The organism is Pseudomonas sp. NFACC43, assembly GCF_900119645.1.
GTDB lineage: Bacteria > Pseudomonadota > Gammaproteobacteria > Pseudomonadales > Pseudomonadaceae > Aquipseudomonas.
In genome coordinates, this window is record NZ_FPKK01000010.1 from 123,526 (window position 1) to 145,806 (window position 22,281).

At 61.7% G+C, this 22,281-nt stretch carries 11 protein-coding genes; 5 read left to right on the forward strand and 6 right to left on the reverse strand.

Going from position 1 to position 22,281, the window contains the following annotated elements; translation table 11 throughout:
- Positions 1–3: 3 nt before the first annotated feature.
- Positions 4–3,591, reverse strand: coding sequence for a Tc toxin subunit A (locus tag BT179_RS18140; RefSeq protein WP_072431893.1), 3,588 nt, complete (start codon positions 3,589–3,591; stop codon positions 4–6).
- A 14-nt stretch (positions 3,592–3,605) separates the two neighbouring features.
- Positions 3,606–5,345 carry a hypothetical protein gene (locus tag BT179_RS18145; protein WP_143148716.1) on the reverse strand — a complete coding sequence of 580 codons (1,740 nt, stop codon included), beginning with the start codon at positions 5,343–5,345 and terminating at the stop codon, positions 3,606–3,608.
- Between the two features lie 1,980 nt (positions 5,346–7,325).
- On the opposite strand from BT179_RS18145, the gene BT179_RS18150 reads away from it, so the two are divergent.
- Positions 7,326–7,679 (forward strand): DUF6124 family protein, encoded by a 354-nt coding sequence (locus BT179_RS18150; RefSeq protein WP_072432129.1) that lies wholly within the window; start codon positions 7,326–7,328, stop codon positions 7,677–7,679.
- A 157-nt stretch (positions 7,680–7,836) separates the two neighbouring features.
- Here BT179_RS18150 and BT179_RS18155 read toward each other — a convergent pair whose 3' ends face one another.
- Positions 7,837–8,196: a PilZ domain-containing protein gene (locus BT179_RS18155; protein ID WP_072395228.1), complete on the reverse strand. Its 360-nt coding sequence runs from the start codon at positions 8,194–8,196 to the stop codon at positions 7,837–7,839.
- Positions 8,197–8,491: 295 nt separating this feature from the next.
- A complete protein-coding gene (locus tag BT179_RS18160) occupies positions 8,492–8,866 on the reverse strand; it encodes a tetratricopeptide repeat protein (protein WP_072432126.1) in 375 nt (124 codons plus the stop codon).
- A 260-nt stretch (positions 8,867–9,126) separates the two neighbouring features.
- On the opposite strand from BT179_RS18160, the gene pyk reads away from it, so the two are divergent.
- Positions 9,127–10,578, forward strand: a complete 1,452-nt coding sequence (gene pyk / locus BT179_RS18165; protein ID WP_072395232.1) for a pyruvate kinase — start codon at positions 9,127–9,129, stop codon at positions 10,576–10,578.
- 80 nt (positions 10,579–10,658) lie between these two features.
- On the opposite strand, the gene BT179_RS18170 is transcribed toward pyk, so the two are convergent.
- A complete protein-coding gene (locus tag BT179_RS18170; protein WP_072395234.1) occupies positions 10,659–11,594 on the reverse strand; it encodes an iron-sulfur-binding ferredoxin reductase in 936 nt (311 codons plus the stop codon).
- Complete coding sequence (locus BT179_RS18175) at positions 11,587–12,693, reverse strand: GGDEF domain-containing protein (RefSeq protein ID WP_072395236.1); 1,107 nt, start codon at positions 12,691–12,693, stop codon at positions 11,587–11,589. The genes BT179_RS18170 and BT179_RS18175 overlap by 8 nt, the downstream gene beginning before the upstream one ends.
- Before the next feature lie 486 nt (positions 12,694–13,179).
- Here BT179_RS18175 and BT179_RS18180 point away from each other — a divergent pair, with 486 nt between their 5' ends.
- The 3 genes from BT179_RS18180 (at position 13,180) to BT179_RS18190 (ending at position 22,236) form a co-directional block, all read left to right on the forward strand.
- Positions 13,180–14,703, forward strand: coding sequence for a fumarate hydratase (locus tag BT179_RS18180; protein WP_072432125.1), 1,524 nt, complete (start codon positions 13,180–13,182; stop codon positions 14,701–14,703).
- A 237-nt stretch (positions 14,704–14,940) separates the two neighbouring features.
- Positions 14,941–19,395 (forward strand): SpvB/TcaC N-terminal domain-containing protein, encoded by a 4,455-nt coding sequence (locus BT179_RS18185; protein ID WP_072432128.1) that lies wholly within the window; start codon positions 14,941–14,943, stop codon positions 19,393–19,395.
- A 3-nt stretch (positions 19,396–19,398) separates the two neighbouring features.
- The gene (locus BT179_RS18190) at positions 19,399–22,236 is read left to right on the forward strand and encodes an RHS repeat-associated core domain-containing protein (RefSeq protein ID WP_072449269.1); all 2,838 of its coding nucleotides are present in this window, start codon (positions 19,399–19,401) and stop codon (positions 22,234–22,236) included.
- Positions 22,237–22,281: the final 45 nt, after the last annotated feature.

A 22,281-nucleotide genomic window follows, 5' to 3' on the forward strand; every position in this document is an offset into this window, starting at 1 on the left:
GCTTCATGAGATGAATTCGATGGGCATAAACAGCAGGCTCAGGTCATCCCTCCTGATTATCGGTTCGTCAACTTTAAGCGGTGCCGTGCTGGTGAACGTCACGTCGGCCATGCCCTCGGCGTTGGTGGTACCCAGGACAGGGATGTTGTAAAGCGGTTTGAGCTCCCAACTCACCGGCTCATGGGCAACCGGGTTGCCGTAGCGGTCGTGCAAGTGCGCCCGCAAGGTAACGTCGGTGCCGGCTTTTTCCTTGGTGACAACGAAATCGCCCTCCACGCGGGCAAACTCGAACGTAGAAGGATCGTTCCCCAGGGTGATCGTCACCGCCGGCTGTGGCTCGCGGGCATCGAGCCGACAGCTGATCAGGTCACGCCCCATCGTCGTACCGGCATGCACGGTGGCCGTGACCTTGCCATATTGGTTGGTGACGGACTTTGGCGGATCGATACGGCACGACTTGGACGTCCAGTACACGTTGACGTTTTTCTGCGGCTCCCCTGCGAGGGTAACCGTGAGGGTCAGTTCCGCCGTTTGATTGCTGTTGGCGATCATTTCGCTGCGATCTACCGTGCTTTGGACCTCCACCCGATCACCGCCGGCATGAAGACCGTACAAGGGTGAAGTCCTGTGGGGGTCCGCCAATTGGGCCGTGACCTGATCGGCCACGGCCTGGTAGGCACTGAAGGACGCATCGGGCGGCAACATGCCCAGTTTCAGCGTGGTCGATGCATCCAGCGTGCTCTGGAGCGAAAACCCACGCAGGCGCGTGAACAGATCCAGGTGCCCCAGGCTGCGGATGTAGCCCTGGCCGGGATTGACCCGATCGGCGCAGGCGCGCACTTCCTCGGCGCTCCAGTCGAAGAGTTCGGCCAGCAGCTCGGCGGCATGGGCCTGCACCAGTCTCAGCCCGTCTCCGGACAGGTCGTTGGGCAGCCCGTTGACCAGTTCCAGGTAATCGAGCAGTGGTGATTCGGGTTTCTGGCTGAGCGTTACGGCACGGTTGTAGACCGTCAGGTAATACAGCGCGCGTGGGGTGAAGGGGGCCGTGGCGGGTGCTGGCTCGACACCGTCACCGACGCGGAGGTAAAGCGCCAGGAACGCCTCGCTCAGCTTGAGGGTTTTCACGACGTCGCTGCGGTGCGTAAACCCCACCAGCATGCCCAGGAAAGGGTCGCCAGGTTCGTCATCGCGCCGATGGTTGCGCGACGACACGCCCGCGGCCGGACGTCCCAATACGTAGGAAAGCACCTCATATACCGTACTTCCCGCCCAGGCCAGCACCGGCAATGCCAGGGACGCGGACAGTTCGCCATACACCCCGAGGCTCTCCTGGACCACGCTGCGCTGGCCGGCACGGCTGCTCAGCAACACGCCGACGATCTGCTCGACGGTCTGTGGATCGTCCCGGCCGAGCACTTGGCGCACGATGCGCTCGACCATCGCCCGGGCATAGTCCTCGTAAGGCAGGTCGGCGGACTCGCTGCGATGGATCACCAGCCCGTGCGTGTCGGCCAGTTCGAGCAACTGCTGAGTCCATTGCCGGTCGTTGGACAACGGCGGGACACCAGCCATGCGCAACGCGGCCTCGGTGAACAACGCAGGCGCGAGCTGCGAGCGGAGCAGATCGAAGAGCCGGTTCTGTGCCGGCGAAGGCTCGGTGGGAGCGGCCACGGGTTGGACGCGCTCCACGGTCCAGGCCACGTCCAGGTTATTGTCGGCGCACCAGCGGACCCACCCCTCCAGGCGCTGGATCGACGCCAAGACATCCGCTGCCTGGCCGTCCGCGCCGATGACCGGCCGACCGAGCAACGCAACGAGCCCGGACTCTCCACTCAACCGCCTGAGAATCTCCACCGCCACATTCGGCGCGATTCCCAGTAGCTGCGCTAACCTGGCTATGCGGTAGAAACTGGACAGTACCGGCAGGCTGCGTTGCAGCGCGGTAAGGCCCAGGGCATCGGCGATCAATGGAGCCAGGTTGAAATAGGTAGCCAGGTCGATGTTCAGCCCGCCGCAAATCTGCGCGACCGTCAATGCATCGGCTTCCGTTTCCGGTATCAACTCGAACGTACCGTCGTCCATCAACAACGCGGGTGTCGACAGCGTGTCCCGGTTGAAGACACGGTCGAATTGCGACAGCTCGCTGCCACGACCGAAAACCGAGATATCCCCCACGAATACCGCAAATTCCTGCGCCGAACACCGATAGTCCTCCTGGAGCATCCGGAACAACCCCAATGCCCGGACGGTACTGCTCGTCATCCAGTAATCGGGCGGTTGCGCCTGCGACGAGGCGTTCGCCGTTGCAGCGGAATTCGATTCAGCGCCGATGATCGCGCTCAGCAGCGCATCGGTTTCATGGCTGGGCAACTCAAGGGCGTTGTCCAGACGGATCTTGCGATTGAGACGGTCGATCCTGTCGGTCGTGAAGATACCGTCTTCGGAAATAAGCTCGATGATCTTGTTGGTCTTTTCGTCGCCGCCATATCTGATGAACATCGACGGCTCTGCCAGCCCGTTGTTGACGAACACCGAGCCCGAATGCCCGGGCGTGACCCGGGCATCGAGCATCAACGCATGCTCGGACAGCGTCGGGGCAAACAATTCAACCGAGAGCAGGGCTTCAAGTCCGGATTGAGTCAGCTGGGTCCGCTGGTTGAAAAAGAACGTCTGGTTCAGGTTCTGCGATTCGATGTTCGAGCGCGCCGCGAAGTTTTCCTTGAAATAGCTGTCTTGATCCCCGTCGGGGAAAGGCGACGCCTCCAGCATGAGCTGTCGTAAGGCCGGACTCAGCCGGGCCGCTTGGGTGAGTGCATGACCGCTGGTGTCTCCCCAGGGCAGCGCACGCAGGAAATAAGGAAACGCCGGATCGCACCAGCGCACCACAGTGCCCACGGAAAGCCCCAGGTCCCGGGTCAGTTCGTCCAGCGTGGTCCAGGGATGATGGTAAGGCAGCCCGTTGGGGTAGCGTCGCCGGCTCAGTTTCTCGTCCAGGTTGCCGCCCCCGCCCAAGGAATCCGCGATGGACTTCTCCAGCACGGCGCTGATCACCTCGACCGATGACACCACGCGATGGGTCGTTACCGGATCGATGCGCAGCAGGTCCAAGTCCTTGCGTCGCAAGGTCAGCGCATAAGCGTCGCTGGCTTCGGAAGGCACGAGGCGCCGTTGCGACCAGTGCTTGAGCCACACCGCATAGGCCACGGGTGAATGAATGGCTTCGATTGCATCCGATGGGCATTTATTACCGAAATTGGGTTTGAACAGCCCTTCGTAAGTGGGGCCGTCGACCAACGCCAACAAGCCTTGACGCAGGTGCGAGGGCAGCGACTCGTGGCGGGTCAACTGGTCCTCGATGAAGCCCCTGAGCACCCTCGTCGCCAGCCCGTTGAGACGAAATGCAAGCGCCTGGGCATCCTCGCTTTCCAACCCGTACTCGTTCACCAGCCCGGCCACTCCTTTGCGTGCCAACGCACACACCGAGCCGCCCGCAGCAAAATACTGCTCAAGGTCGGACAGTTGTTCGGACTGTCGCTCAGCCAAGAGTTGTTCGCAAAAACGGCTGGCGATTCGAGCCGGAGAATCTTTCATCGCAGAGCTCCGCTTTAATGATTGAGGACGGCGCGAGCCGTGGGGTTTTCCTCTACCTGAGCCACTTCAAAACGCGGGCTATCACCCCAGTCCGTTCCACTCTGCCGCGCCTTCGCCCAGTGCGAGCCGGGGGCCAACGGTGCTTCGGGCGAGCCCGTCCAGGCACCGTCGGCCACCGGGCGATCCTGGGCGATCAACTGCCGGGCATCGAACCAGTACGACACATCGACGCCCTGGCCGGCCGCGCCGGTGCCTTCGAAAAACACCTGCCCGGCAAACCAGTGACCGGCCTCGGGCGAGGTGAACGTCGGGGCCGGGGATAACAGCAGTACCTCGTGCGCCGCGCTCCAGCCGGAGCGATAACCTTCGCATTCCTGCTGCACCATCAATGAATGAGTGCCGGCCGCACGCGTGATAGCGATGGGAATCGACCAGGTGCGGTTCGCCTGCACCTGCGCCCTGCCCAACAGCGTGTCGGGCGCGTCGCTCCAGGCCACTTCCACCCAATCGCCGACATAGCCATGGCCGGAAATCGTCGCTGTCGCGCCGAGGTGCTGTTGCAGCGCCGGGGACTCGATGAGCGGGATGGCCGGCACGGCGGTGAATTCATGGTCAGGACCGAAATCGGAGGGCTTGCCCTGAAAAAACTGTTTGGCCCGCAGCGTGTAAGTGCCCACCGGCAAATGGGTTTCATAGGACCAGTAGCCATCGACACCCCTGGCCCGCACCGTGGCCAGCGGCTCATCCGCGCCGTCGAGCCACAACTCGACCGTCGCCATGTCCACCCCGGACGCCTTGCGGGCATAGCCGTCGATGATCGAGACGCGGGCCATGGCATCCCCAGGCTGGGGATACTCGATGGTGGGCGGGAACAGGATCACCGTGAAGCTGGCCGGTTCGCTTTTCTCGGAAGGAAATTCGCCATACTGCTGGATGGCGTAGACCTTGTAATCGTCAAACAAAAGGTCTTCCCGAATGGGCACCGACCATTCGTTTCCCGTGACTGGGGCTTCGCCGAGGAGCCCTTCCGAGACGAACTCATGCACCCGCATCGTCGCCCCCGGAATGCCACCGGTGCCCCGGATGACCGGGTTGTGATCCACGTCTTCATCGATGGGTGAAGTGATAACCGGTTTCAACACGACGATATCGAACGGCTGGAGCACCTCGTCGGAAGTCTGGCCGCCGAAGGACTGTTTCACCCTGGCGGTATACGCGCCGGGCATGAAAGGTTCGTCTCGGGTGAAGCTCCAGGTGGTACCGCTCACCACCGCGTCATAGGGCGAATCCGGGTCGCCGTCGAACCACAGCTGCACCTGCCCACCGGCCAGGCAGGTGCCGGAAAAACGCGGCGTCAGGCCGTCGTGGCGAAACTCCACGGTGGGCACCGGGGCCCTGATGGTGAATTCCCGCGAGGGGGTCGGCTCAGACCGCAGGTCACTGCTCTCCCCGGCCGGCTTGAACAGTTGCCAGGCTTCGACGAAGTAGGTCCCTGGGTTCCAGGCTTCGGCGGCGATGCTGGACCAGGCGTTAATCGCCACGTTGGCAATCGGCGCGGCAGGCGTCGACTCCCCGACCCGCCGCACCTCGACCCGCGCGGCGGGCTGGCCCGTCCAGCTATGGCCGGTGCCGGAGAACACCGGTTTGCGGTCGGCGCCTACGCTAACCGTGAGGGTCGGGACCGGGACCGGCACAGTGATACTGAGCCCATATTCGAAGTCGGAGTAAATCCAGCCGCCAGCCCCATCGGACACACCTTGCCGGGCATTCATCTGATGAGGTGAGGAAGGAGGCCGATCGTTCCAATCCACTCTCCAACTGCGGTCTGTATTCACATTGGTATATATCTGAAGATCACCCTCTATATTGAAAATCTCTACCCTTGCACCGCTGCTGTAGCCAACACCTGAAAACCTCACGGTATTGGGACTGGGGTAGGACACCTGGGAATCTATCAATTTCGGCGGTTTTATTTTGAAAGCCCGGGAGACGCTTCGCCCAGACCCCTTCCCACTCAATGTTTGCATCGCCACAAGTGAAACAGGCCCAGCGGCTGTTGTAACGCTCGCACTCCAGACACCATTGGCGCCTACGGAACCTGTTCCGACCATAGTTGACGACCATTCGATATAAACCTGCACGGAGGCCCCTTCCAGACCCTGGTTACCTGAAAGGGTGAATGTTTGCATCTGATGGCTATTAGCGGAGGGGGAAGTAATAGCCAGAATTCCCAGGACTCGGTAGGTGACAGCAGCGGTTTTACCTGATGGATAACCAGCCAGACTGAACTGTGCCACCACAGGTACGGAACCGCTCGGTAGGGTGGCATTGAAAGTCGTTGACCAAATGCCGCCCGTTGCGGTTACCTCAGGCGCCAGAGCAAAGAGACTGTCGTTAGCCTTCACCACCCTAATCAACGTTCCAGGAGCAGCGGCTCCACTAAAACCCACACCAGTTTCCAGAAAAGAATTAGAAGCAGGCGCTGCCAAGGTCACCAAGTATATTCTCGATGTGCTAGCAGACTTTAAGGAATATATATCGCCAACTTTCTGCTTGGCGTAAATGGAAATCGAACCAGATGTCGGGCTCAGTTCTACACTGGCAGCCCACTTTCCATTCGACTGCATTGTTGCTGGCCCCAACGTAGCGTCGTTGTCTTCGTTGTACAGAATAACCGTACCACTGCCAGGCACCCCTCCTGCCCCCGAGACAGTAAATGTCCTGCTATTAACGTTTCGAATGGGGTCAATGGTTGGGGTGGGCGGGAGAGGTCGATAATAATATTTTTGACTTGCATATAGAAAAGGGTCATCTTCAAGGTAAATATCGTACGTATATTTATAGTACACCTCGACAAAATCAGAATTCCCTCGCACCGCAATCGTTTGATTTATTTCGTGCCAGTTCCCATCCTGAATCCCATCATCATCTGTAAGCTCCTGATATCCAGTCTCTACGGCCGATTTAAGACTTATGTAAACATTTCCGCTTCTTCGCCCATTACTCTTTGCACTGTATTTCGGCCTTCTCAACTCAAATGACTTTCCATCCGAAGACCATGCATATAAAGCCGTGAAATTTGCCCAAAGAGAACCGTTGACAGCTTGTAAAAAAACTTCCCCGGTTAAAGAGTTTGGATTAGATTCCGGCTCTTGGCCAAGCGTATCACTATCACCCTCAGTGACATGAGCAATCTCGCTCGCCGCCCCCGGTGAGGAGGCGAACTTATTTTTCTCAGGATCATCGCCAGTTTCCATGACTTACCCCTTAATCGTCACTCGTGCATAGAGGCTCATTGCGGCCGACGTATCACCGGAAGTCCGCTTGGGCTCAGTGAATGACAAAACAGCTTGCTTGATCACCTGTTAGTTCTGACAGTGCTGACGAGCGGCAGGGATCGGCGGTGTAGGCCTAATGCCCAACTGGCTACACCGCCTTGCGCAACGGACTACATATCCGCCAGAATCCGCCGGCTTGTGCGCCTTGGCCTTGCCCCGTAACTTGATTCGCGTCGCTGATAATCAGCGTCCGGGTTTAGTCGCCCGGTGTGAAGAACGATGTGCACAAGTGTCATCAAGCCGGGTAACCCTATCCCCGCACTTGATGGTGGCTGTTCGCAGGGCGCCCTCGGGCGCGCCGGGTTTCGTTTTTCCACCGGTCGACTAACCTGCGTCCAGCCGCCACCCCTCGTTTAGTCGCGAACCGGGTGGCAGCCCAATCATGGAAAAACGATGATGATCAAACCCACACCCAATCCCCCGAAAACCAACCCGCTGTCCGCCCCCCTCGACGCAAGAAAACTCGACAAAGCCGCCAAAAAGGCCCTGGACCATTACCTCAAGCCCGACACGCCGGCCAAACCCGAAAGGCACCTGGACTACTTCATCGTCGCGCCCGATGCCGACCCCGAAGGGCTACTGGTGCACAGTTATGAAACCTTCTGCTCGGTGAGCACGTTGATTCTGGATTTGTCCGAAGATCTGGAAGGTGCCACGCGCAACCTGGCGCTGGCGATTCATCAGATGGGCGAGATGGGGGTGTTGTTGCTGGAGCGGTTGCTGGATAACGAAGCGAAGGTCCAGCGCTGAAGGTCGAACGACCTCTAGAAGTAAAGAATGTATGAAGACCCTGTGGGAGCGAGCTTGCTCGCGATGACGGTGGATCAGCTGGCATCAATGCTGAATGTGCCGACGCCTTCGCGAGCAAGCCCACTCCCACAGAAGGCCTGGCCCTATGGAAGCATTCTCAAGCCGATTCCGACATCGAGCGAAAACTGAAGTACTGCTGCAGCGCACTGACCAGTTGCCCGTACTCCGGTGGAATCACCTGCAGACTGAAGCCAGCGTCGAAGTGCTGCGGCGTCACGTCCTCGTGGCACCACAGGCAAGTGGCCTTCAGCTTGATGTTCATCTGCGGCCCTTCATCGGCGGGAATCTTGAGGTGCAGGTCGAAATCCGCACCGACCATCAACGGCAACTGGCTGATCAGCATCAGCCCGTCTGCGGAAACATTGCCCAGGTAGCCGATGAGCTTGTCATTGACACCATTGAACACTTTCAGGAAGCACGGCAAGTCCTGCCGCTCTATCCGACGCTTTTTGTACATGTCCTGTATCGCTTTTCCCAGCCACCCAACAGGGTGCCTACCGAATACTTCGGAACGGGCCAAAGCCTGCCCGCTCTCCCCGATCCCGGTGCCAGACGCTTCCAAGCCTCTTGGCCATAATTCTGCCAGTCACAGGTGACGCCTCGAAATTAGAGACCTGGCTCTAATCACGACTTGTACAAATATAGCTGACGATTCAGCGACGACCAGCCAGGTGTCGTAAGTTTCATCTGGCGCAATGGTATAGACGAAGAATGGCCATGTATTTCACATGGCCATTTCTGTTGACGAACGGTCAGAATGCCGTCGGGCGGATTGCGGAGGCGCTGCGGGTCGGGTAATGCCCCAGGCTCTGCAGGGTTTCCAGGCGGGCGCGGGCGCGGAAAGCGTATTCGCTGGTGGGGTATTGAATGATGATGAACTGGTAGGTCTGTGCCGCATCGATGAACAGTTTCTGCCGCTCCAGGCACTGGCCACGCAGCATCGAGACCTCCGGCTGCATGTAGCGGCGGGCCCGGCTGGCGCGGTCGACCTGGGACAGTTCGAGCATCACCTGCTCGCAGTTGCCACGGTCATAGGCCTTGTAGGCCAGGTTCATATGATGGTTCATCGACCAACGGGTGCAGCCCGTGATGCTCAGGGCCAGGGCAACAAAAAGCACGAATCGCATGGGAGGTTCTCCTGTCTTGAGTCCTGTATCGACCTGGCCGGCAAAATCTTCAGCCTGAAAATGGAGCCGGGCTTGCGCTTGTGGCGAGGGGATTTATCCCCTCGCCACAAAAGCGATGTTCGGCTTTCGGGCTTAACAGGTGTGAAAATATTCGGGAATGTTCATTTCGAAAAAGAAACGAATAAGTAGTGCACATGAACAATGACTACACCCAAAGACCATAGTAGCCTTCGCTGGCGCTTGAACTTGAGGAGTCTTGCATGTCCGTCCGTCGCACCAAAATCGTCGCTACCCTAGGCCCGGCCAGTCACTCGCCGGAAGTTCTTGAACAGCTGATTCTGGCTGGCCTGGACGTCGCCCGCCTGAACTTTTCCCATGGCACGCCAGAAGAACACAAGGCCCGCGCCAAGCTGGTGCGCGACCTCGCGGCCAAGCATGGTCGCTTCGTCGCCTTGCTGGGCGACCTGCAAGGCCCGAAGATCCGTATCGCCAAATTCGCCAACAAGCGCATCGAACTGAAGATCGGTGACACCTTCACCTTCTCCACCAGCCATCCGCTGACCGAAGGCAACCAGCAGGTGGTGGGCATCGATTACCCGGACCTGGTCAAGGACTGCGGCGTGGGCGACGAGCTGCTGCTGGACGACGGCCGCGTGGTGATGCGCGTCGACACCGCCACCGCCACCGAACTGGTGTGCACCGTGACCATCGGCGGCCCGCTGTCGGACCACAAAGGCATCAACCGCCGCGGCGGCGGCCTCACGGCACCGGCCCTGACCGACAAGGACAAGGCCGACATCAAGCTGGCCGCGGAAATGGAAGTCGATTACCTGGCCGTGTCTTTCCCCCGTGACGCCGCCGACATGGAATACGCCCGCCAACTGCGCGACGAGGCTGGCGGCACCGCCTGGCTGGTGGCCAAGATCGAGCGCGCCGAAGCCGTGGCGGACGACGAGACCCTCGACGGCCTCATCAAGGCCTCCGACGCCGTGATGGTGGCCCGTGGCGACCTGGGCGTGGAAATCGGCGATGCCGAGCTGGTGGGTATCCAGAAGAAGATCATCCTGCACGCACGCCGTCATAACAAAGCGGTGATCGTCGCGACCCAGATGATGGAGTCGATGATCCAGAACCCGATGCCGACCCGCGCCGAGGTGTCCGACGTAGCCAACGCCGTGCTCGACTACACCGACGCCGTGATGCTCTCGGCCGAAAGCGCCGCCGGCCTCTACCCGCTCGAAGCGGTGCAGGCCATGGCGCGCATTTGCATCGGCGCTGAAAAGCACCCGACCAGCAAGACCTCCAGCCACCGCATCGGCAAGACCTTCGAGCGTTGCGACGAGAGCATCGCCCTGGCGACGATGTACACCGCCAACCATTTCCCCGGTGTGAAGGCGATCATCGCCCTGACCGAGAGTGGCTACACGCCTCTGATCATGTCGCGCATTCGTTCCTCGGTGCCGATCTACGCGTTCTCCCCGCACCGCGAAACCCAGGCCCGCGCGGCGCTGTTCCGCGGCGTCTACACCGTGCCGTTCGACCCGGCCGCCCTGCAACCGGGCGAAGTCAGCCAGGCGGCGGTGGATGAGCTGGTCAAGCGCGGCGTGGTGCAGACCGGTGACTGGGTCATCCTGACCAAAGGTGACAGCTACCACACCATCGGTGGCACCAACGGCATGAAGATCCTGCATGTGGGCGACCCGATGGTCTGAGTGACCGGCCGCTGAAAAAAGCCCTGCCATGTGAATGGCGGGGCTTTTTGCTTTCTGCCTGGAGGTGGGTGAGCACAGACTCAAGCCCGGGGAAGGAACACATCCACCAGCAGTTGATTACGCGGCAACCCCGCCAGGTACAAGCGCTTGGCGAAGGCCTCGACCCGCTCGGGATGACCACAGGCCAGGGCCTGGGTCTGCCGCGAGGGCAGCCGCAGCCGCGCCAGCGCCGCGGGGGCGTCGGACGAGGCCAGCAGCTCCACCGTGAGGTTCGGGTGCTTGGCCGCCAGCGCGGCCAGGGGTTTGTCCAGATAATGACCGCCAGCGTCATGGGCCACATGGATGAGGTGGATGCTGCCTCGATGTTGCTGGCGCAGGGCCTCGCGCAGGATGCCGAACAGCGGTGCCAGCCCGGTGCCAGCGGCCAGCAGCCACAGCGGTTTGTCGCGCCACTCGGGGTCGTAATGCAGGGCACCACCGCGCAGTTCACCGAGGCGGATGGGGTCGCCAGCCGTCATGGATCGGGCCGCATCGACGAACTGACCGGGCTGGCGACAGTCGAGGTGAAACTCCAGGAAGCGGTCTTCGCCGGGCAGGCTCGCCAGGGAATAAGGCCGGGCTATGTCACCGAGCCACAGCACCATGTGCTGGCCGGCCTGATAACGCAGCGCCCGCTCAGGCGTGATACGGATGCGCAGCACGTCGGGCCCCAGCCAATCCACCGCCGCCACCCGGGCAGCCTGACCGTCGCGCTGCGGATCGAAGGCGTGGATCTGCACGTCCTGCACCACCTGGCATTGACATGCCAGGCGCCAGCCCTGGTCGCGCTGCGTCGGGCTCAAGGCATCGGGCCGGCTGTCGCGCACGTCGCCGTCCACACATTGCACCAGGCACGCATGGCAACTGCCGGCGCGGCAACTGTAGGGCACGGCCACGCCGGACTGATTCAACGCGTCCAGCAGGTTGCTTCCCGCCGCCACCGTCCAGTGTCGGCCGGCAACCGTCAATTCAGGCATCGACATTCTCCCAGGCCGCCGCGCATCGGTTTCGCCCGTCGCGCTTGGCACGGTACAAGGCCTGGTCGGCGCGCTGCAAGGCGCCGTCCAGGTCGTCGTCGATTTCCAGCAGGGTCATGCCCACCGACAGGCTGAGGGTCCCCAGTCGCAAACCGCTCAACTCGACTTCGCTGAACGCTCGCCGCAGTCGTTCGCAGCAGGCAGTCAGGCGCGCGGGATCACAGGCAGGCAGCAGCATCACGAACTCTTCACCGCCATAGCGGGCCAGCACGTCACCTTCGCGCAGGCAGGCCGTGGCGACGCCGGCGAATGCCTGGAGCACCTGATCGCCTGCGGCATGGCCATGCAGGTCGTTGATGCGTTTGAAATGGTCCAGGTCGATCAAGGCCAGGCCATGGGCGACACCAGGCCTGAGGGAGTTGAGTTCACGAGTGGCCAGGCGCAGGAAGTGCCGGCGGTTGAACAGCCCGGTCAACTCGTCGGTGGCCACCAGGTCTTCGAGCTGGCGCATCATCCCGCGCAGGGTGTCCTGGTGCGCCTGCAAGGCAAAGCGTCGCTGGCGCATGCGTTGGCGCGAGGTCTGGACATATCGGGCGTACAATACCAGCCACACCAGCACAATAAACAGCACGCACACCTGCAACCCGGCCAGGGTCGGGTCGGGCAACCGGAAGAAGTAGGCATCCCACAGGGTAATGCCGGTGAAACTGATGAAGACCAGCGTCGCGCAACGCACGAAAGCCCGTCGGGACAAGTGAAACAGCCCGAACAGCAGGATCAGCACGTAGAACACCAGGAACACGCCCCGGGCCTGGTCCAGGTGCATCATCATCCAGGTCTGCCAGCCCAGGCCGATCAGGACCTGCGCCTCGGTGAGGCTTGGGTCGGCGAAACGCAGGTTGCGATCCGTGACAAACAGGACGAACAGAGCCCCCTGGCACAACACCACCAACCCACTGCCGATGATCACATCGCGCAACGAGTCTTGGTAATGACCACTGAAATATGCCAGCCACAACAACACCAGTGCCAGCGCGTAGGTTGCGGCCGCCAGGGCGAAGCGTTTGAGCAGGAGACGTTGAATGGCGTTATGGGTCAATCGTTGACTCACCGTTGGAAATGAGACTGAAAAATCAGTCCTACACTACAGGCCAGACGCCACTTTAGTGGCGTGCAGGGCAAATGACCATTCAATTCTGGAGCAGAAAAATGGCGTCAAAGCAATGGCCCAGATTGACGCATTATTCGATGCGGGCGGACCCCGGTTTGGGCCATGGATATGGTTCCCTGTGCGGAGGGATTTTATCCCCGCAGGGCTGCGCAGCAGCCCCAAAAAGCTCGAACGAGATCAGCCTGATACACCGAATTGTCTGGTTATGGGGATGCTGCGCAGCCCAGAGGGGATAAATCCCCTCGCCCAAAAGCAGCTCGCTCCCACAGGATGCCCGCCTGCGATATACTGCCGCGCCTTTTTAGCGTCGCGCCAGCATGCCCGGCGTGTCTTAAGAGGTGCCGTTCGTCGACCGATGCACCCAAACGAGCGACACCTTATTGAATGTTCCCGTCTTTGAGAGGAGCGCGACTCATGACCGTGATCAAGCAAGACGACCTGATTCAGAGCGTTGCCGACGCCCTGCAGTTCATTTCCTATTACCACCCCGTGGATTTCATCCAGGCGATGCACGAGGCCTACCTGCGCGAAGAATCGCCGGCGGCCCGTGATTCCATGGCGCAGATCCTGATCAACTCGCGCATGTGCGCCACCGGTCATCGGCCGATCTGCCAGGACACCGGCATCGTGACCGTGTTCGTGCGCGTGGGCATGGACGTGCGTTGGGATGGCGCGACCATGAGCCTGGACGACATGATCAACGAGGGCGTGCGTCGCGCCTACAACCTGCCGGAGAACGTGCTGCGTGCATCGATCCTCGCCGACCCGGCGGGCGCGCGCAAGAACACCAAGGACAACACCCCGGCGGTCATCCACTACTCCATCGTCCCGGGCAACACCGTGGAAGTGGACGTGGCGGCCAAGGGCGGCGGTTCCGAGAACAAGTCGAAGATGGCGATGCTCAACCCGTCCGACTCCATCGTCGACTGGGTACTCAAGACCGTGCCGACCATGGGTGCCGGCTGGTGTCCACCGGGCATGCTCGGCATCGGTATCGGCGGCACCGCCGAGAAGGCCGCCGTCATGGCCAAGGAAGTGTTGATGGAGTCCATCGACATCCATGAACTGAAGGCACGCGGCCCCCAAAACCGTATCGAAGAGATGCGCCTGGAGCTGTTCGAGAAGGTCAACCAGCTGGGCATCGGTGCCCAGGGCCTGGGTGGCCTGACCACCGTGCTCGACGTGAAGATCATGGACTACCCGACCCACGCCGCCTCCCTGCCGGTGTGCATGATCCCCAACTGTGCCGCCACCCGTCACGCCCATTTCGTGCTGGACGGCACCGGCCCGGCCTCCCTGGAAGCGCCACCCCTGGACGCCTACCCGGAAATCGTCTGGGAAGCCGGCCCGTCGGCCCGTCGCGTGAACCTCGATACCCTGACCCCGGAAGAAGTCCAGAGCTGGAAGCCGGGCGAAACCGTGTTGCTCAACGGCAAGATGCTTACCGGCCGTGACGCGGCGCACAAGCGCATGGTCGAGATGCTGAACAAGGGTGAAACCTTGCCGGTGGACCTCAAGGGCCGCTTCATCTACTACGTCGGCCCGGTCGATCCGGTCGGTGACGAAGTCGTGGGCCCGGCCGGTCCGACCACCGCCACGCGGATGGACAAGTTCACCCGCCAGATCCTGGAACAGACCGGCCTGCTGGGCATGATCGGCAAATCCGAGCGCGGCCCGACCGCAATCGAAGCGATCAAGGACAACAAGGCCGTCTACCTGATGGCCGTCGGTGGCGCCGCTTACCTGGTGGCTCAGGCGATTCGCAAATCCAAGGTCCTGGCATTCGCCGAACTGGGCATGGAAGCGATCTACGAGTTCGAGGTCAAGGACATGCCGGTGACCGTGGCGGTCGACAGCAAAGGCGAGTCGGTGCACATCACCGGCCCGGCGATCTGGCAGAAGAAGATCAGCGAAAACCTGGCGATCGAAGTGCAATAACCGTACGTCGAACCCGAAAAGGCCGGCAGGTGGCTCACCTGCCGGCCTTTTTTCATGTCCGCCGGAACTGCCGCACAGCGCTTTTCACCCGGGGCAACGGTGTCCCTGTCCGGGTACCTACCACTTATCGACCTGCTTGCGCACCTGTCGGATCTGACAGGTTACCCATCGCCCATCTCTTGGCATCCTCATGTTTTGCCGGGTATGGCCCTGGCGTTGCCGAACGAGATGATCACGATGGCAGAACAGACGCCCCTCCAGATTGTGCCCCCCACCCTCTCCAGCAGTGCATCCATTGCCACGATCGGCAACCGGATCGGCCCTGTCGGCACCCGGGGAGCCGCCTCGTTCGAGTTACCATTACCCTTGTCCGGAGCCCGTCACCTGACCCCCGCGCTGGCACTGCTCTATGGCAGCCAGGGCGGCAATGGCACCTTTGGTATCGGCATGCGGCTACCCATTCCCAGCATCGCCCGCCGGAGCAGCGAGGGCGTTCCGCACTATGCCGACGACGATGTGATGATCGATGCCGACGGCGTCGAGCGTTGGCCCGAATTACTGGAGCCGCCGATCATTCGACCCCAGGCAGGCCCCGGCGGCACTACCTGCGCGGTGGTGCGGTATTACCCCAGGGTCGAAAGCGCCTTCGACGTCTACGAACTCTGGACGCCCACGGACGGCGGCGCGCCGTTCTGGCGTGTCCAGGGCAGCAACGGCCACCTGTATTGCTACGGCAGCACTGAAGCCTCGCGCATCGCCGAACCCATCGACCCCGAGGCAGATCCTCCCGCGCCGATACGCATCGCCGAATGGCTGCTGCTGGAGGAGGTCAGCCCCTCGGGCGAGCACATCTATTATGAATACGCGGCCGATCCCGGCCCGTTCGACGGCCCCCACGACTATCGCACCCAGCGTTACCTGCGCCGGGTGTGCTACGGCAACGCCACGGCCAGTGAAACCTTTTACTGTTTCGAAGACCAAGACCCGGCAGACCGGGACTGGCATTTCCACCTGCTCCTGGACTACGGCCAGCGCACCCTCGACCTTGCGCAGAAACCTTCCTGGCTGACCGAGGAAGAGGCACCGTGGCACCTGCGCAGCGACCCGATCCACGCATACCGGTACGGGTTCGAAGTCGGCACGCGGCGCCTGTGCCATCAAGTCCTGATGTTCCATCACTTTCCCATCGAGACCGGCACCGAGCCCGCCCTGGTACAACGACTGCTGCTGGAATACACCTCGACGGCACTGGGCTACAGTCTGCTGACCGCCACCCATTACCAGGCCTGGGACGCCGAGGGTCGGGTCGAATACCGGCCGCCCGTGGAACTGCAATACAGCGGTTTCGAGCTCAACCTCACCCCCGAAACCTTCCTCGAGTTCGAGACGATGCCGGCCATCGAGGACGGTCGGCATTATCAATGCGTCGACCTCTACGGCGAGGGTGTTCCGGGTTTCCTCTGCCGGTACACCGACGGCTGGTATTACCGCGAACCCGAGCGCGCCGAGGCCGGTGGCGACACGATCGCCTACGGCCCGTGGTCACGCCTGGAGAGCCTGCCGGTCGCCAGCGACAACCCGGCGGTACTGCAAGTGTTGACCGACCTGACCGGCAGTGGCCGACTCAACTGGGTCATCGCCCAGCCCGGCATGAACGGCTTCTACACCCTCAACCCGGACCGCAGCTGGTCAGGTTTCCAGAGCTTGCAGCGCTTGCCGACCGAATTCCTGCACCCGGCCGCGCAACTGGGTGACCTTGTCGGCGACGGCTTGCGTTCCCTGGCCATGATCGGGCCCAAAAGCGTGCGGCTGTATGCCAACCTGCGCGAACAAGGATTCGCCCCTGGCGTGAATGTGCCCCACGAACCGGACAGCGAATTGCCCCTGTTCAGCAACGTACGCAGCGAGCTGGTGTTGTTCGGCAACCTGCTGGGCAGCGACAGCACTGAGCTGTGTCGCATCCGCTTCGATGAGATCAAGTGCTGGCCGAACCTGGGGCACGGGCGTTTCGGCGAAGGATTCGTCATGAGCGCCCTGCCCTTTCATTATGGTGAGTTCGACGCCGACCGGGTACGGATCGCCGACCTGGACGGCTCCGGCGCCCCCGCGCTGATCTACCTCGACAGCGACGGCTTCGACATCTACCTCAACCGCGGCGGCAATGGCCTCGAGCAGACACCGGTCCGGGTGCCCTGGCCCACCGGTGTGCGGTACGACAATCTGTGCCAGGTCACCCTGGCCGACCTGCAGGGCCTGGGTTGCGCCAGCCTGATCCTCAGCACGCCCCACATGACCGATATCGGCAAGCCCAGACACTGGCGCTATGATTTCGTCACGGCCCGCCCCTATCTGCTGGAGGGCACGAACAACAACATGGGCTGCAGCACCCGCCTCGCCTACCGCAGCAGCGCCCAATACTGGCTGGATGAAAAGCAGCAGCACGTGGCCCAGGACAAACTCCCCGTGTGCTATCTGCCGCTGGCCCTGCTGCTGGTGGCGCGTCAACAGCAGCGGGACGAGATCACCGGCAATTGCCTGACCCAACGCTTCACTTATTTCGAAGGCGACTACGACAGCCGTCACCGTGAGTTGCGTGGTTTCGGCCGGTTGTACCAGCTCGACAGCGAAGTCTGCGAAGACGAGGCGCAAGAGGGCTTCACCGCACCGGTACTGGTCAAGACCTGGTTCCACACCGGTCGCACCGTCGACCAGCCCCTGAGGGACTGTTTCGCAGGCGACGCCGACGCGGTGCCATTGGGGCCGACGCTGCTGGCCCGCTTCCATGAAAGCGACGAGGCCAACGAGATCATCGTTCCCGACCCGGACACCGCTCGGGAAATGGCCTATGCCTTGGGCGGCTACGTCCTGCGCAGTGAAACCCATCCCGTCGATCCGGACGGCCCCCCCAGGCCCTATACCGTGACGCAACAGCGCTACCTGCTGCGCCATCCCCACGCCCATCAGAAAAGCCTGCTGGTGCTGGAGCTGGAGACCCTCACCCATCAATACGACGGTTTCCCCCACGATCCGCAAGTGCGGCACGACATCAACCTGAAATGGAACCTCTTCGGCCAGCTCATCCACGGGTTCGCCGTTCACTATGCCCGTCGTCTCACCGCCCTGGACTCACCGCCCTTCGAAGACGAACTGGAAAACACCTGGTGGCGCGATGCCCATGACGAGCAGCAGCAGCTGTTCCATATCATCGAGAAACGGGCCGAGCACCTGCACCTGATCGATGACACCGGGCTGCGCCAGCGTCTGGGCCTGCCATGGCGCTCCAGGGCCAACGGGTTGCAACGTCCGAAAGGCGAACTGCCCCAGGGACTCAACCCCAGGCAGATCAGCTACGAAACGTTCCTCGAACACCAGGATTCCGCGCCCTGGGTCGCCGCCCGGCAACTGATCGCACTGCAGGAACAGAATTACCTGCTGGACGAGCACGATGACATCGCCTTCCAAGCCCTGCGTGGCCCTCTGGAAGTGGCTGAATTCGACAAACAGGCTCTGGACGCCTACGACACCGTGCCGCCCCCTTTCGATATTCGCGAGGAACTGGAAACCATAGGCTACGAGCCCATGAAACTGTTCCTGCCGGAAGATCCCGACGAGGACATGGCTGAAAACCTCTGGTCGAAAAAGCTCGGCTTTGCCATCTACCAGCCTCTGGAGGGTTTTTTCCAGGTCAGTGCCCTGCAAGAGACCCAAAGCCATGGCATCACGACGGTCGAATATGACCCTTACCACCTGATGAGCATCGCCATAACCCTGCCGGACGGCTGCCAGACCCGTGTCCGATACGATTACCACTCGCTGTTGCCGCAGCAGATCGTCGATGCCAACGACAACATCCAGCAAGCCTTGTATGGCCCCGGCGGGGTGCCATTGGGGATCACCTTCCATGGCACCGAAAACGGCGTTCCGGCCGGCTTCGATGACATCGCCTGTTACCGTCCGCCCGAGGACCTGACGCCGGGTCATGCCATCGCCTATCCGGAAGAAACCCTGGGCAATATCGCCAGCGCGGTGCGCACCGACGCGCTCAGCTGGATGGGCTCGCTCGACGTCACGCTGGTGCTCTCGACGCAGCGCGACGAGTGGATCCGCGAGCGTTACATGCTGCCCAATGGCCATGTCCGTGCCTCAGGCCGAACCCGCCTGGCGCAACTGAAACAACGCAGCGCCGCCGAGGAACTGCTTTGGGTGCTGGTCAATGCCGCACCCCGGGAACCGGCCCACAGCGTGGTGCTGAGCGCCGATCGCTACCCGGACGATCCGTTACGGCAGGTCCGCATCGCCGTCAGCGCCGTCGACGGTTTCGGTCGCGCCCTGCAAACCAAGCAACGGGTCGAGGCCGGCCAGGCCTACGCCGTGGCCGAGGACGGTTCGCTGGTGCTGGAAAACGGGCAGCCGCTGCAACACCTGGCCGAACAACGCTGGCGCGTGAGCCAGCGTGTCGAGTACGACAACAAAGGGCTGGTCACCCGAGTCTATCGCCCTTATTTCGCCGATGCCTGGCGCTACATCAACGACGCCTCGCTGCGTGTCCACGGCTACCACGACCAGCAGTTCTACGACCCGCCGGGACGCCTGGTCAAGGTCATCAATGCCAAGGGACACGAGGCCTGGCATGTCTATCATCCCTGGTATCAATGCGACCATGACTACAACGATACGGATCCCGGGGCCTGACAGGTGAACAGCCAGCCCCACGCAAACACGCCAGTGCTGGCGGTGTTCGACGGACGCGCCGGCCCGGTGCGGCGCGTGGACTACCTGCGCGACTCCAGCGGCGATCAGACACAGCGGCTGATCACTGCCCAGGCGCATGACGTGGCCGGCCGCATCGTTTTCCAGTGGGACCCTCGCCTGCACGGTACGGAAACGGCCAACCTGCATAGCTTCTATAGCCTGTCGGGAACCCCGTTGCTCACCCACAGTGTCGACGGCGGAATGCGTCGGGAGCTCTTCGGCGTGGCAGGACAGAAACTGAGGGGCTGGGACGGGCGCGGCAGCGAGCAACACATCGATTACGACTCGCGACTACGCCCCGTGGCGATCCGGGAACGAGGCCGGGACCAGGCCTGGGTCGCCGTCGAATACCTGCACTATGGCGACAGCTCGAGCGACAGTGCCCGGCGCAATCGATGCGGTCGGCTGGTGGAGCATTACGACACTGCCGGGCGTCTATCGATGATCGATTATTCAATGGCCGGTGCCTCGCTCCATCAGTCCCGGCGCTTTCTCGTCACGCTGGACTCGCCAGACTGGCCCCGGAACGAAACCGAGCGCGATGCGCTGCTCGAACCCACTGCCTACGACACACACTGGTTCTACAGCGCCCTGACTGAAATCCTGGGCCACAGGGATGCCAAGGGCCATGCCCAACGCCGGGACTTCGACATCGCCGGACAGCTCGCGGCCACTCACTTGCAATGGGCCGACAGCCCCATCGCGCAGGTGATTGTCCAACGCATGCAATACAACGCCGACGGTAGACTGAACGCATATGTCGCCGGTAACGGGGTCATGACCACCTACAGCCATGACCCTGCCAATGGACGCCTGCTTGAACAAAAGGCTGTCAAAGACAGCGACGTCCTTCAACACTTCAGCTACCGGTACGACCCCGTGGGGAATATGACGTCCCTGACCGACCACACCCATGTCACCCGTTATCACGCCAACCAGCGCATCGAGGGCGTCCGCCGGTTCACCTACGACAGCCTGTATCGCCTGGAAAGCGCCACGGGCCTGGAGGCTGGCGGCGCCGGCACTCAACCGCAACTGCCAGCGCTGATCCCGCCGATGGACCTGTCACTGCGCACGCCCTACACCCAGCATTATCGCTACGACCCAGGCGGCAATCTGCAGACACTGATCCACAACAGCGCGGCCCCGGGCCAGGCGCATACGCTGCACCTGACCATGGACCCGTCGAGCAATCGTTGCGTGCAGTGGCGCAAGGGCGATGTTCCCGGCGATGACCTGAGCTTCGATGCCGACGGCAACCCGTTGACACTGCCCGGAACCGGCAGGCAACTGACCTGGAACCTGCGCAACCAGTTGCACGGCGTGACACAGGTGCATCGCCTGGCCAGCGACGACGATGAGGAGCGCTACGTCTACGACGCCCAGGGCTTGCGTGTGCGCAAGCGGCAAAGCAGCCAGGCGGCCGCTACACGCCATGTGCGCGAGGTGCGCTACTTGCCCGGCCTCGAGATCCGCACCCTGGACGACAGCCAGGCGCTGCATGTCTGCACCTTGCAAGGCCTGGGCTTCAACGTGCGGGGACTCTACTGGGAAAAAGGCCGGCCGGAAGAAATCGACCAGGGCCAGCTGCGCTACAGCCTGGAAGACCACCTGGGCTCACTGGTCAAGGAACTGGACCAGGACGCCCGGCTCATCAGCCATGAAGGGTATTACCCTTTCGGCGGCACCGCATGGTGGGCAGCGGACTGCGAGGTACAGGCCAGCCAGAAAACCATCCGCTACAGCGGCAAGGAAAGGGACGCCAGCGGGCTTTACTGCTATGGATTGCGTTACTACGCGCCGTGGACGATGCGCTGGGTCAACCCGGACCCGGCGGGGCCGGTGGATGGGTTGAACCTGTATGCGATGGTGGGGAACAACCCTATGCGCTATTCGGACAACCTGGGCCTGAACAAGGACAGCAAGACGCTCCAGGGGGGCAACGAGCTGCTCACGCTCATGAGCGAGCGTACCCAGCTCATTCTGCAAGGCGGGGCCAACCCGCTGCCCGCTATTACCGGCTCACCGGCCAAAGTGAAAAAAATGCGCGAGATCCATTTCAGCGACAACCCGGAAGCCGAGCTGTTTCTCAAGAAGAACAGGGACGACAACCTGGTCGCCCATGCGGGCTTTGAAATACCCGGCGCGACACCTGACGAAACGATTCGACTGACGGATTTCTTCAATATCCCGTTGCCTCCCCAGTTAACGGTGGAACGCCACGGCGTCGTGGAATATCGTCCCGCCGAACAAGGCCTGGAGAGAGACGATCCGGTCTCGGGGGGCATCTTCAAGTTCGGCGATATCGACCGTTACGAGACATTCCTGGAGAAGAAGCTCATCGAGACGTACCAGGACACCCAACGTCCCATCAAGGTCTACAAAGGCACGAACCCCGACCCGATCAACCTGGCGGGCCTGGAGTACGAAACCCCCACGTTTCAACCCCTGCTCCAGAGGCGGTTGAAGGCCCATATCGTCGCGGGGGGAAGTTACCTGCCCAAATCCGCCGGGCTTCCAGGCATGCATGCCGAGAGCGTCGGCGGACACGTTGCGCTGGCTTTTCAGAAGGCCATGACGGGTGAAGCCGATCCGTCGCAGATTCTGGTCGTGACGCAGAAACTCAAGGGTGCCAAGACCGCCTCGGCCTTCCCCGCCTGTTTCAACTGCGCCAACATCCTGATGGAGTCCCAGGATGGCTCTGCCCCGTTCAATGTCCTGACCGATAGGGTGAACATGACTCATCAACAATGGAACCGCGCACTGCAGCCGTACATTTGAGCGCCTGGCCGGCACGCGCGTGATCTTGGCCCTGGCTACGGTCAG